Here is a 12,620-nt window from a genome sequence, read left to right as displayed (position 1 = left end):
TCGCCGGTGGCCTGGCGGTGCTCAAGCTGCCGGTGTCGATGTACCCGGAAGTGGCGCCGCCCACGCTGACGATCACGGCGATCTACCCGGGGGCGTCAGCCACGGTCATCGAGGAAACGGTCACCAAGGTCATCGAGCAGCACCTCACCGGCCTGGACGGGATGCTGTACTTTTCTTCACAGAGTTACTCCTACGGGGGTTACGCCACCATCAGCATCGTCTTCGAGCCGGGCACGGACCTGGAGACGATCCAGCCACACGTACAGAATCGCGTACAGCGCGCGATGCCCTCGCTGCCCGAGCAGGTGCAGCGGCGCGGTGTCAACGTCTCAAAGTCCGGTGCGGACGTGCTGCAGATTCTGGGCTTCGTGTCTGAAGATGGCAGCATGGAGGCCGCCGATGTGGCCGATTACGTGGGCTCGTCCGTGGTGGATGTGATCAGCCGAGTGGAGGGCGTTGGCTTTGTACGTGAGTATGGCGGCAAGTATGCGATGCGCATCTGGCTGGATCCTGCTCGCCTTCACGCCTATCGTTTGACGGTCGATGAGATAGCGCAAGCCATTCGCGCGCAGAACGCGCAGATTGCGCTGGGCGAGATGAGCGGCGCGCCCGGCTTCGAGGCGCAGGCGATGACGGCATTCGTCGATGCGGGATCGCGTTTGTCCAGTGCTGCGCAGTTCCGGGCGATCATCCTGAGGGGGAATCCGGATGGAAGCCAGTTGCGGCTCGGTGATGTGGCCCGCGTTGAACTCGGCGCGGAAAGTTACGATTTCAGCAACCGACTCAATGCACGGCCCGCTGCCGCCATCGGGATCTACCTGGCACCGGGGGCCAACGCACTGCGCACGCGCGAGGCGGTAGACAAGGCATTGGAAAGCATGGCCCCGGACATGCCCGCCGGGCTGCGCGTCGTGGTGCCGTATGACTCCGTGCCCTTCGTCAAGGCCTCCATCCGCAGTGTCATCTCCACGCTGCTGGAGGCGATCGTGCTGGTGTTCCTGGTGATCTACCTGTTCCTGCAGAACTTCCGCGCGACCCTGATCCCGACGATCGCGGTGCCGGTGGTGCTGCTGGGCACGTTCGGCATCCTGTCCGCGCTGGGCTTCTCGGTGAACATGCTGACCATGTTCGCGATGGTGCTGGCGATCGGCCTGCTGGTCGATGATGCGATCGTGGTGGTGGAGAATGTCGAGCGGATCATGGCCGAGGAAGGACTTTCTCCGCTGGAGGCCACGCGCAGGTCCATGGGCCAGATCACCGGTGCGCTGGTCGGCATCGGCCTGGTGCTGTCGGCGGTGTTCGTGCCGATGGCCTTCATGAGCGGGGCCACCGGCGTCATCTACCGCCAGTTCTCGGCCACGATCGTCTCAGCCATGGCGCTGTCGGTGCTGGTCGCGGTCGTGATCACCCCAGCGCTCTGCGCAACCCTGCTCAAGCCGGTCAGGACCGGCGGGCATCAGTCACCACCGTCAGGCGCGCTGGCCCGGGCCTTTGGCAGGTTCAACACGGGTTTTGAACGCACCAGCGCCACCTATCAGCGCGGGGTCGCCGGTCTGTTGGCGCGTCCGTGGCGGAGCATGGCGTTGTTCGCACTGTTGTCCAGCGCGATGATCGTGCTGTTCATGCGGCTTCCCTCTTCTTTTCTGCCGACCGAAGACCAGGGAACGCTGGTGGTACTCGTACAGGGCCCGGCCGGTTCGACACTTGCCCATACCGAGGCAGCGTTGAAAGCGGTGGAAAAGCACTTCCTGGAGGATGATCCGGTGGTCGATGCCCTTCTCACCGTGGTCGGCTTCAGCTACTCGGGCATGGGGCAGAACAACGGGCAGGCCTTCATACGCTTGAAGGACTGGTCCACGAGAGGGGGTGATGACGAGGCGGACAAGGTGGCGGAGCGCGCCAGGTCCGCGCTTGCCTCATACCCGGGGGCCACCTTCCACGTGCTGACGCCTGCCGCCATCCCGGCGTTGGGAACGGCCGCAGGATTCAGCTTCTTCCTGCGGGATGGCATTGGCCAGGGCCATCCCGCGCTGTTGGAGGCGCAGGACAGGCTGCTGGCACTGGCGGAGGCCAGTCCGATCCTTGCTGGCATGCGCGCCAATGGGCTGAGCGACATGCCTTCGCTGCAGGTGAATGTGGATGCCGAACGGGTTGCGGCGCTGGGACTGTCGATCGATGAGGTCAACAGCACCCTGGCCACCGCCTGGGGGAGCCGTTATATAGACGACTTCAACGACCGCGGTCGGCTCAAGCGCGTCTACCTTCAAGCCGATGCATCGTTCAGGACGAGCCCGGATGACTTCGCACTCTGGTCGGTGAGGAATGCGGCGGGTGAGATGGTGCCGTTCAGCGCGTTTGCTTCGATCGAGTGGAGGCATTCTTCACCGAGATTGGAGCGCATCAACGGGATGCCCGCCCGGGAAATCCTCGGGGCAGCGGCCCCAGGGACAGGCTCAGGCCGCGCGATCGCCGAAATCGAACGTCTTGCCCAGCAGCTGCCGCCGGGCTTCGGCATCGAATGGACCGGCACGGCACTCCAGGAAAACGGTGCGACGTTGCAGACCCCGCTGCTGTACACGCTGTCACTGCTGATCGTGTTCCTGTGCCTGGCCGCGCTGTATGAAAGCTGGAGCGTGCCGACCGCGGTGCTGCTGGTGGCGCCGCTGGGCATCCTCGGCGCGGTGTTGGCCAACACCTTCCGCGGCATGGAGCGCGATATCTACTTCCAGGTGGCGATGCTGACCACAGTGGGCTTGACCAGCAAGAACGCGATCCTGATCGTGGAGTTCGCCAAGGAAAACCTGGAGAAGGGCGCCGGCCTGATCGAAGCGACGATGCATGCCGTGCGCGACCGTCTGCGCCCGATCATCATGACCTCGCTGGCCTTTGGCCTGGGCGTGCTGCCGCTGGCGCTCGCGTCGGGTGCCGGTTCCGGCGCTCAGCGGGCGATCGGGACTGGCGTACTCGGCGGCATGGTCGTGGGCACGCTGCTGGGTGTGTTCTTCGTCCCGCTGTTCTTCGTCATCGTGCAGCGGGGGTTCAACCGAACGCTTTGATGCCATCGGCAGTCAATGCCGATGGAGGTGTCATCCATCGCGCTGCACCCGCGTTCGGTACGCCGCCACATTGTCACCGCGGATGCGCCGTTCCTGCGTGCCCGTCACCGTATCGACCTTGCGGTCTGAACCGGTGACGGGCTTGGCGTCGATCGCGGTGTCGCGCTCGAACGCGTGGGATTTGTCGGTGTTGCGGTAGTACCGGTACAGCGCCCAGTACAACGCCGTTGCACCGGCGGGGCCGGCGGCAAGCAGCCAGAGACCACTGTCATCGCTCATGAGGCAGCTACCAGGAAGAAAAGCACGAGGGCTTCGATGATGGTGCCGGTGGTGAGCGCGGCCAGCAGCAGCTTCCACTGCTGCACCGGCACGCTGCCCATGGTTTCACCGGTGCGGCCGTTCACCGCGATGTAGTGCAGCATGCCGCCATTGCGGCCGGGTTGGTGGTAGGAGTACAGCCACACCGGCAGGTACATCGACACCCAGCGGGTGCCATGCACGTCCACGCGTTCACGTTCCCAGCGTACGCCCCGATCGTAGCGGCGCACCGAGCCTTCCACCTGCGCGCGGGCGATCGACAGCAGCTGGTCTTCCAGCCGCGGGCGCAGCGTCTCGACATCGAGGTTGCGCTTCTCCGAAGTGAAACCGGCCAGGTAGGAGGCGTTCCACTTCAGCGCGTTCTTGGTATCGAACGGCAGGATCGCGTTGATGATGTTGTTGGTATTGCTCTGGATGTCCAGATTGCCGCGTTCGGCGGAGGACTCCAGGGTCAGGTCGTCCACGGTGAAATCGACCTGGCGGTCCACCTGGTACACGTCGGCGTCGTAGTAGGTCTGCTTGTTCTTTTCGGTGCCGCGCGTGTACTGCCGCGTCTGGATTTCACCCTTGCCCGAGACGCTGGCACTGACGTTGCTGTCCACGATCATGTAGGGCAGGTAGACGCCGGTGACGTTTTCCGGCGTGAACTGGTCCTTGAAGGCTTTCAGCGCGAACAGGCGCCGCTTGTCCACGAACTGCCGGATCCGCGCGACCGCGTCGTCCTTGCTGATGCGGAACGGCAGCACCGCATCGGGCACCGCGCCGTTGGCGATCTGTTCGTTGACCCCGAACACGTGGCGGCACCAGTGGCAGCGTGCGGTCATGGTGCTTTCGGTGTTGATGGTGACTTCCGCCCCGCAGCCGGTGCACTTGAAGCTCATCAGGCTGGCGGTGCCAGTGTCGATGTCGCGCGCGCCGGACGCGACCACGGTACCGCGAAGCTCGCCGATCCCTTCGCCGAACCCGAACGCTTCCTCGACCCGGTCGCCGTGCCATTCGTGACGGCAGAACTGGCAGACCAGTACATCGGTGCCGAGCTTGAGCCGCACATCGCTGGAGCCGCAGTTCGGGCAGCGGTTGACGCCGTCCTTGAGCTCGGCCGCAGAGGTGTTCAGCGCGGCCGGATCGGGCGCCAGCACTTCATCGCGGATGGGCTGGGGCAGGGTGGCCGGGTCGATCGGGAAACTGCCCGGCACCGGCGGCACCTCCCGGGGCGAGCCTGGGCCGGTGACCGGCGCCGCGGGCGAGGGCGAGGGCGGCAACGGTGGCGGACCCGCCGGGATCGGCGGTGGCATCTTTGGGTCGGACATGGTGTCGGTGCGCTCGGTGTCTTACAGCCCCAGCGCCTTGGCCTTGAGCTTGTCGTAGTCGTCCTGGGTGATCAGGCCGAGATCCAGCATCTCCTTGGCCTTCTTCAGCTTGGCGACCGGGTCGTCCGCGGCCGGGGCGACCGGCTGCTGCATCCCGCCAACCCCGAGCATGCCCGAGGCCATGCCGACGCCGACCAGGCCGGCGGCACCGCCGTTCTCGCCCGCCGACTGGATGCCCTGGGCCACGCTGGCCTGCAGGTTGGAGTTGCCGCGCGAGCCGGCCAGCGCATCGGCGCGCTGCACGGTCTTGAGCAGTTCACGCGTGTTGGCGTCGTACTCGATCGAGACGATGGCGGTCTTGACGATGGCCAGGCCGCGATCGGACTTCCACTGGTAGCCCTGCTCGACGGCGGCGGACAGGCTCTGCGCGAAGCCCAGCGAGTCCTGCTGCAGCTTGGTGATCCGGTTGCCCTTGCCCGGGTCGTTCGTATACAGGCTGAAGGCCGGGGCCAGCGAGCCCACCACTTCGTTGAACAGCTGGCTGGCGGCGGCGTTGTCCAGATCGGTGAAATCGAACACCTGGCCCGGCTGCAGGTAGCTGGCCGGCACGAAGTTCTTCACGAACAGGATCGGATCGACGATTTTCAGCGTGTACGAGCCGCGCGTGACCGCGCCGACCTGCGTGCCCAGGAAACCATCGTCCCAGTAGATTTCGGACTGCGTGCCGAAGCGGTTGTCCGGCAGCTCTTTCAGCGAGACGAAGAATGCCGCCTGCTGCGACCCGGGCTGGCCGCCGAACTTGAAGCGTTCCCAGCTCTGCTTGATCAGCGGGCTGACGAAGCCGTCGCCGGCGAAGATCGACTGCGAGTTGGTATCGTCCGAGCGCCATTCATAGCCACCCGGCTCGGCGACGAAGCCGGTGATCGCGCCATCCTGGAACAGCAGCAGGCCGTAGCCTTCGGGCACGACGATCCTGGAGCCGTTGGTGATGATGTTGGAGGAGGCGCTGGCGTTGGAGCCGCGCCCGGCATTGGTGCCGCGCGGGACCGCCGCGAACAGCGCTGCCGTGGAGGGCAGGCCCGTCGGCACGGTGTAGAAGTCCTTCCACTGGTCGGCCAGAACACCACCCACTGCACCTGCCACCGCCTGACGAAGACCCATGACCAACTCCCTGTGATTCGTGGCCGGGCACCGTGCCCGCCATGCTCGGCCGACTATATCAGCAGCCAACGCACCTGCATCCAGAACGCCGCTTTGCTCGTACAAGCGCCATGAACCCGAAGTCGCCGATCCCCCGGAAGTGGCCTACCATGGAGGCTGACCCGCCTGTTGCCAGGATGACGCCCTTCGAGGCCGCCCGGATGATTGCCGCTCCCGCTCAATCCACGACGGAGATCAAGACCTGGGCGCCGGAAATGGCGGCGGTGGCCGGCTCGCGCGACCGCGAGTGCTTCCTGCGCATCTACGACCACTTCATGCCGCGTCTGTGCCGCTACCTGGGCGGGTTGGGGGCGGCCGATGGCGTGGCCGAGGATCTTGCCCAGGAAGTGCTGCTCAAACTGTGGAACCGTGCCGACCTGTACGATCCGGCGCGCAGCAGCCTGGGCACGTGGTTGTACCGGGTCGCGCGCAACATGCATATCGACCGCGTGCGCCGGGAACATATCTGGGTGCATGCCCACGAGGTGGTCGAGCAGGCCGCCGAAGAGGCCGACGGGGGCGGCTCGCTGGCCGAACGCCATACCGAGCACGTCAGGCTCAAGCAGCGGCTGGACGAACTCTCCGCAACGCAGGCCCGTTTGATCCGGATGTCCTATTTCGAAGCCAAGACCCACGCCGAGATCGCCACCGAGCTGCATATGCCACTGGGCACCGTGAAATCCCATATCCGGCGTGCGTTTCTGCAATTGCAGTCGCTGATGGGAGAGTCGCGATGAATCCTCGTCATCACCTGGATCCGACCACCGTCCTGGGCTTTGCCACCGGAACCCTGGCGCCGGAAATGTCGGTGGTCGCCGCGGCGCACCTGGAAGCCTGCGCCTACTGCCGGGAACAACTGCGCGCGGCCGAACGGGTCGGGGGACTGCTGCTGGAGCAGCAATTGCCGCCGCCCGGCGCGGAGGATCGCCAGGCCGCGCTTCGGCAGACCATGCTGACACGCCTGGATGCCGCGCCAGTGGAGGATGGCATGCGTGGCCAGGCAGCGGTGCGCGTCGCGCCTGGGCACGACCCGGATCAACTGCCGGCGGCGCTGGCACCGCATTTCGGAACGTCCTACCGCTCGCTGAAATGGCGGTGGATGGCGCCGGGTGTCCACTGCATCCGCGCAGCGGCGCACCCGTCGTTGATCATGCTGAAGATCGCCCCGGGCAAATGCCTGCCCATGCACAGCCACGGCAGCAGCGAGCTGACCCAGATCCTTCGCGGTGCCTATGATGATTCACTGGGGCATTTCGCCCCCGGCGATGTGGCCGATCTCGACAGCCAGGTCGAGCATCAGCCGGTGACCACCCCCGGGGTGGCGTGCATCTGCGTTTCAGCGCTGGATGCGCCCCTGGTCTTCAGCGGATGGTTCGCGCGGAAGCTGCAGCAGGTGTTCAAACTCTGACCGGGCAGGCCGTGATCGCGGCGGCTTCGAACACCTGCATCACCAAGGCCGGGGACATCGGCCGGGCAAGCAGGTAGCCCTGGACTTCATCGACCCCCATCGCAGCCAGCACCTCCACCTGCGCCTGATGCTCGACTCCCTCGGCCACGGTGAGGTAGCCCAGCTCATGCGCCAGATGATGGATGGCCGAGACCTTGGCGCGCGCCCGGGGATTGATGGCGATGCCATCGATCAACGATTTGTCCAGCTTCACGGTGTGGATGGGAAGGTCGGACAGATAGCTGAAATTGCTGTAGCCGCTGCCGAAGTCGTCGATCGCCACAGTGATGCCGGCCTGCGCCATCGCTGCGATATGGCCGATGGCCGGGGAGCCCGGGCGCAGCCATTCGCCCTCGGTGATCTCCAGTTCGATCATCGAGAACGGCAGCGCCCTGTGCTCGAGTTTGCTGCGGATGTCTTGCCATGCCGAGGCGTTGGACAGATAACTGCTGGAGAGGTTGATCGAGACCGGAATATCCAGCCCTTGGGCGCGCCACGCCTGGACCTGATCGAGCGCGGTGTCGAGCACCCAGTTGGTCACCTCATCCATCAGGGCGGTCCGCTCGAAGACCGGAATGAACTCGGCCGGGCTGATCGACCCCAGGGTGGGGTGGGTCCAGCGGATCAGGGCCTCGGCCGAGACCGGGCGCCGGCCGTCCAGGGTGAAGCGGGGCTGGTAATCCAGGTGGAAATCGCCGGCCTGCAGCCCGCGTTCGGCATCGGAGGCCAGGCGGTAGGCGCGGTGCATCTTTTCGTCGCGCTGTTCGGAGTACCAGCAGAACGGCCGCCGTGCGTCGAACGCACCGTGCATGCTCACCAGCAGCCGCCGCAGCAGGTCGTGGCTGTCTTCTTCGCCCGGTTCGACGGCGCAGATGCCGGCATGGAAGCGTGGCGACATCGGCACTGCCGCGGCCATCAGCGGGCGCAGCATGCGCGTTCTCAATTCCAGGATCAGTGCCTCCACCTGGGCTGCGGCCGGCATCTCGACCACGAAGGCAAACCGCGTCACCCCCACGTGGTAAACCGTGGCCACGCCCTCCAGCGCGGCACGCAGGCGGACGCCGGCGCGCCGGATCAAGGCCTCCAGCGGACGCAGGCCCAGCACCTGGCCCACCTGGTTGGCGCGTGGAATGTCGAGGATGTCCACCGCGACGGCGTAGGCCGTTCCTTCAGTGCAACGCGCCAGGATGCCGGGCAGATCCGCATGCAGCTGGTGCCGGCTCGGCAGGCCGCTGACCGGGTCCAGCCGACCGGACATCGCACGCAGCTCCAGCTGCGCGACGACCAGCTCGGCCAGGGTGGCCAGCTGATCCTGATCACCCTCGTTGAACGTGCGCGGGCGTGTGTCCATGACGCACAGGGCACCGATGGCGACCCCGTTCTTTGCCGCCAGCGGTGCGCCCGCGTAGAAGCGCAGATGCGGGCTGTCGGTGACCAGCGGGTTGTCGCGGAAGCGGGGGTCCTGGCGGAGATCCGGAACCACCAGCACGCCATCGGCGGTGACGGCGTGGGCGCAGATCGAGGCGCGGATGTCGGTCTGCGCCATGGGCAGGCCGATCCGGGAAAGGAAGCGCTGCTTCACATCCCCGAGGATCGAGACGAATGCCACCGGGGCATCGAAGGTGTAACCGGCCAGCGCGGTGAGCCTGTCCAGTGCAGGCAGGGACGCCAGACCGTCGACCTGCATGGCACTGAGGACCGCGCTGCGTTCGTCGCGTTGTGAGGTGGGGGGGCTCATCGTGATTCGACTGGGGGTGGAGGCCACGGCCGAAGCCGGAAAAGTGGGCCTCCTGTCCCTTGCCGCTCGAACCGGCGGCGTTCCTTCCAGGCTATACGTACGACACACGCAGCTGGATGCAGTTACCAGTCGGTGGGCGCGTAGTCCTTCAGGAACTGACCCCAGACGTGCTCACCGGTGTTGATGCCGTGGATGATCGGGTCGACGATGCGGGCGGCGCCGTCGACGATATCCAGCGGCGGATGGAAGCGCTCTTCCTTCACTTTCTTGGCTGCGATATCCGCCGGATCCTCGTCGGTCACCCAGCCGGTGTCGACGCTGTTCATGTGGATGCCATCGTTCTGGTAATCCGCCGCCGAGGTGCGCGTCATCATGTTCAGCGCAGCCTTGGCCATGTTGGTGTGCGGGTGGCGGGTGGTCTTGAAGTTGCGGTAGAACTGCCCCTCCATCGCCGAAACGTTGACGATGTGCTTGTCACGCTCGGGCGTGCGCAGCATCAGCGGCTTCAGGCGCGCATTGATGATGAACGGTGCGATGGCGTTGACCAGCTGGGTTTCCAGCAGCTCCACCGAGGGCACTTCGGCCATCAGCATGCGCCAGGAGTTGCGCCCGCGCAGATCCACCTGCTGCAGGTCCTGGTCCAGGCGACCGTCCGGGAACAGATGCTGCTGCGCCACCAGCTCATCGTCCAGCAGCGGCACCTGCGACAGCTCGGCGGCACGGGTCAGGCCGTTGGCGGCATTGAAGTCGCGGCCCTGGACCACCGGCAGCCCGGCCGAGGCGGTGGTGCCGAGGAGTTCGGCGCTGCGCAGGCCTTCGTAATCGCCGATCAGCTTGCGCAGCGTGTCCGGCACCTCGTGCAGCGGCGCGGTTTCACCGGCCATCATGTGCGCATAGAACTGCGGCGGGCGGCGCACGGTCTGGCAGGCGTTGTTGATGATGAAGTCCAGGCGCGGGCGGGTGGCCAGCAGTTCGCTGCAGAAGGCCTCCACGCTGGGGGTGTGGCGCAGGTCCAGGCCGTACACCTGCAGGCGGTGGCCCCATTCGGCGAAGTCGGGCTCTTCGGCGTAGCGCGCGGCCGAGTCACGCGGGAAGCGCGTGGTCACGATCAGCTCGGCGCCGGCGCGCAGCAGCTTGAGTCCGGCCTGGTAGCCGATCTTGACCCTGCCACCGGTCAGCAGCGCGACGCGCCCGCTCAGGTCGGCGGTTTCGGTGCGCTTGAAGAAGTTCAGCTCGGCACAGGCCGGGCACATCTGGTCGTAGAAATGGTGCAGCTGGGTGAACTTCTGCTTGCACACATAGCAGTGGCGCAGCTCCGGGGAATGCACCGGCTCCGGCGCGGCGGCGGCGTGCTCGCCATTGGAGGCGTCATGCAGGCCGGCGGCATGGGGCGGGAAGTAATTCGGGGTGCTGAACACGGGCTTGCGGCGCAGGGCGCGGATGCCGGTCTGCTCCAGCAGGGCCTCGGCCTTGGCCACCTTTTCCTGGTGGCGCTGCTTGGCCTGCTGTTTCAGCTTCGCCCGCCGCGCCTTGGGCTCGGGGTGGTAGACCTTCGCCACCACCTGGTGCAGGCGGGTACGGTCGGCGTCGGGCAGCGTATCGAGCACGCTGCGGTCGGCTTCGATGGCCTCCAGCAGGTCCAGCGCGGCGCGCAGCCGGTCGGTCAGGGGCAGGTCGTCGTCGGCAAGGGGCAGGGCGGTGGTATTCAATTCGGGTCCGGGAAAAGCAGCAGGAAGACAGGCAGGCGGGCGCCGCGCGGTGGCCCCCGACGGGGCATGCGCCGGCAGGCCGGGGCAAACGATGGGCGGCTATTGTCCCTGATCCTGGGATTTGGTGCTGAGCGGCGCCCGTCCCTGGCTCCACATCCGCTCCACACCGCGCCCCATAGAGTGGCCTCCACCCAATCGATGGCCCTTCCCCGTGAGCCTGCAGACCTCCGTGTCCCTTCCGCTTCCCCGGCGCCCGTTGCCGGACAGTTGCCACTTCGAGCTGCTGGATGTGAGCGCCCTGCAGGACCCGGGCAGCGGCCGTATCGTGCATCTGTACTCGATGGTGGCGCGGTGCCTGTCCTGTGAGGTGGTGTTCAACGCCCGGGAAGGGGAAGGATTCGTGAGCACCTCGGCGGCGCGCCTGCTGCGCTGCCCCACCGGCTGCGGCGAGCAGTCCCTGAAGGGGGCCGCATTGCGCCAGTGGCGTGCGGCGGGCGTGTGCGGCACCTGATCCGATCCGGGCAGCCGCATGAGCATGCGGACACGCCGTCGCAGGGTGCAGATCTGCCGGCCGATGAGCACGCCAGATCCAAGAGCAACGTCCAGACCTGATCGGGCACGAACGTCGCGCTCGCTCAGCCTGACGCGAGCGAGGCCTGCAGCGCAGTGGCCAGCGCGGCGTCACCATTCACCAGTTCGGCCCACTTCAGGGTGAGGCCATTCCGCTTTCCCTTCGGCACCAGCTTCAGGCCGTCGGGATCGATGGTCAGCGTGTATGCCTGGTCGCCGATCTGGACCTCCCGGCGCACCGGTTTATCGAGTGGGGTCATGGGGGGTCACGGCTTCGGCGGGGATTCGCGCTTCGGCTCCGCGCTGGTCCCGGTGCCGTGCCCGGAGTCCTGCGCCTCGGAGGCGGCCGTTCCACTACCGCCACCGGGCACGTTGCGCGACGTATCGTTCGCGGCCGGGGCAGCGGCAGGCTGCTCGATCGTATCGGCGTGCTTGCCTTGATCAGTGTGCTCGGCCTGGCTGCAGGCAGACAGCGCCATCGTGGCAAGGGCGGTGAGCAACAAGGTGCGCATGACGATTCTCCGGGAGTGATACCACTCCGGTTTGTAACGCTGAGGCTGTTGCTGATCCGTGATCACCTCGTTGATCACTCTGTGACGACAGCGGCATGGAGTACCCTTGCCGCCGTCGATGCTTAGCCGTTCCGTGGTCTGCGGGCGGGGAGCCGGCGTGTTACGGAGCAGAGTAGACATCATGAGTATTCCCGAGGGAGTGGACGAGAACCGGCACAGGCACGGCCTCACACGAAGAGGCTTCCTTCTTGCGGTTGGTTCGGTTTCGCTGCTCGCGGCCTGTCGTGATAAAGCGCCTGCGGTGGCAACGCCCGCCGCAGCAGCGCCGGCGGCCAGGACCGATACCCCCTTTCTCTCGCTGTCCCGCGCCCTGACCGACAAGCACGACCTCGACCCGGCCACGGCCGAACGGATCGAAAAGGCGTTTGCCACCCTGCAGCCCGACCTGCATGCGCAGTTTCCTGCCCTGGTCACGCTGGCCGGGCAGGTGAGCGGTGCCACGGCGCTGGTCGCCGCCGCCGGCGAGGCCCAGCCCGCGGCCCTTGCCATCATCACTGCCTGGTATACCGGCACGGTGGGCAAAGGGGTCCATGCCGTGACCGTTTCCTATCGCGATGCGCTGATGCAGCGCTGCGTGGACGATGGCCTTTCGCCACCGACCTATGTCCAGGGCGGACCCGCCTGGTGGACCGCTGAGCCGCCGGCCCCGATTCGAGCCCACGCATAAGCCTGCGCGGTTCTCTTTTCCCTGTTACTGATC

Annotated in this window: 12 protein-coding genes; 5 read left to right on the top strand and 7 right to left on the bottom strand. The window is 66.3% G+C overall.

Translation table 11 applies throughout. The features are described 5' to 3' along the window. Positions 1-3,056 (top strand): efflux RND transporter permease subunit (locus OC373_RS18115; RefSeq protein WP_261998235.1); only part of this gene is annotated, 3,056 nt, incomplete at its 5' end. A 30-nt stretch (positions 3,057-3,086) separates the two neighbouring features. Here the strand turns inward: OC373_RS18115 and OC373_RS18110 are convergent. From OC373_RS18110 to OC373_RS18100, 3 genes are read right to left on the bottom strand one after another with little or no spacing between them, the layout of a single operon-like run. Further along, positions 3,087-3,335: a hypothetical protein gene (locus OC373_RS18110; RefSeq protein ID WP_019183681.1), complete on the bottom strand. Its 249-nt coding sequence runs from the start codon at positions 3,333-3,335 to the stop codon at positions 3,087-3,089. Continuing rightward, a complete protein-coding gene (locus tag OC373_RS18105) occupies positions 3,332-4,684 on the bottom strand; it encodes a TFIIB-type zinc ribbon-containing protein (RefSeq protein WP_261998234.1) in 1,353 nt (450 codons plus the stop codon). The genes OC373_RS18110 and OC373_RS18105 overlap by 4 nt, the downstream gene beginning before the upstream one ends. Before the next feature lie 21 nt (positions 4,685-4,705). Then, complete coding sequence (locus OC373_RS18100; RefSeq protein WP_261998233.1) at positions 4,706-5,845, bottom strand: SPFH domain-containing protein; 1,140 nt, start codon at positions 5,843-5,845, stop codon at positions 4,706-4,708. A gap of 149 nt (positions 5,846-5,994) precedes the next feature. Between OC373_RS18100 and OC373_RS18095 the strand changes: the two genes are divergently transcribed. Both OC373_RS18095 and OC373_RS18090 read left to right on the top strand, forming a co-directional pair. Continuing rightward, positions 5,995-6,621 carry a sigma-70 family RNA polymerase sigma factor gene (locus tag OC373_RS18095; protein WP_070425183.1) on the top strand — a complete coding sequence of 209 codons (627 nt, stop codon included), beginning with the start codon at positions 5,995-5,997 and terminating at the stop codon, positions 6,619-6,621. Beyond that, complete coding sequence (locus tag OC373_RS18090; protein WP_070425182.1) at positions 6,618-7,292, top strand: ChrR family anti-sigma-E factor; 675 nt, start codon at positions 6,618-6,620, stop codon at positions 7,290-7,292. Before OC373_RS18095 ends, OC373_RS18090 begins: the two co-directional genes overlap by 4 nt. Here OC373_RS18090 and OC373_RS18085 read toward each other — a convergent pair. Together OC373_RS18085 and OC373_RS18080 are read right to left on the bottom strand one after the other, a co-directional pair. Then, a complete protein-coding gene (locus OC373_RS18085; protein WP_261998232.1) occupies positions 7,282-9,069 on the bottom strand; it encodes a sensor domain-containing phosphodiesterase in 1,788 nt (595 codons plus the stop codon). The two genes, OC373_RS18090 and OC373_RS18085, sit on opposite strands and share 11 nt — an antisense overlap. Before the next feature lie 122 nt (positions 9,070-9,191). Beyond that, complete coding sequence (locus OC373_RS18080) at positions 9,192-10,778, bottom strand: SDR family oxidoreductase (protein WP_261998231.1); 1,587 nt, start codon at positions 10,776-10,778, stop codon at positions 9,192-9,194. A 211-nt stretch (positions 10,779-10,989) separates the two neighbouring features. Here OC373_RS18080 and OC373_RS18075 point away from each other — a divergent pair, with 211 nt between their 5' ends. Further along, positions 10,990-11,289 (top strand): hypothetical protein, encoded by a 300-nt coding sequence (locus OC373_RS18075; RefSeq protein WP_070425179.1) that lies wholly within the window; start codon positions 10,990-10,992, stop codon positions 11,287-11,289. Positions 11,290-11,413: 124 nt separating this feature from the next. Here OC373_RS18075 and OC373_RS18070 read toward each other — a convergent pair whose 3' ends face one another. Beyond that, positions 11,414-11,608, bottom strand: a complete 195-nt coding sequence (locus OC373_RS18070) for a hypothetical protein (protein ID WP_019183689.1) — start codon at positions 11,606-11,608, stop codon at positions 11,414-11,416. Between the two features lie 6 nt (positions 11,609-11,614). Further along, the gene (locus OC373_RS18065) at positions 11,615-11,860 is read right to left on the bottom strand and encodes a hypothetical protein (protein WP_261998230.1); all 246 of its coding nucleotides are present in this window, start codon (positions 11,858-11,860) and stop codon (positions 11,615-11,617) included. Positions 11,861-12,041: 181 nt separating this feature from the next. On the opposite strand from OC373_RS18065, the gene OC373_RS18060 reads away from it, so the two are divergent. Beyond that, complete coding sequence (locus OC373_RS18060) at positions 12,042-12,587, top strand: sorbitol dehydrogenase family protein (RefSeq protein ID WP_261998229.1); 546 nt, start codon at positions 12,042-12,044, stop codon at positions 12,585-12,587. The last annotated feature ends 33 nt before the right edge of the window (positions 12,588-12,620 follow it).

Origin of the sequence: Stenotrophomonas sp. Ste96 (assembly GCF_024519495.1) — a bacterium.
In the GTDB taxonomy this organism is placed as follows: domain Bacteria; phylum Pseudomonadota; class Gammaproteobacteria; order Xanthomonadales; family Xanthomonadaceae; genus Stenotrophomonas; species Stenotrophomonas bentonitica_A.
Note: the sequence above shows the minus strand (reverse complement) of the source record. Positions and strands in the feature narration are given on the sequence as shown.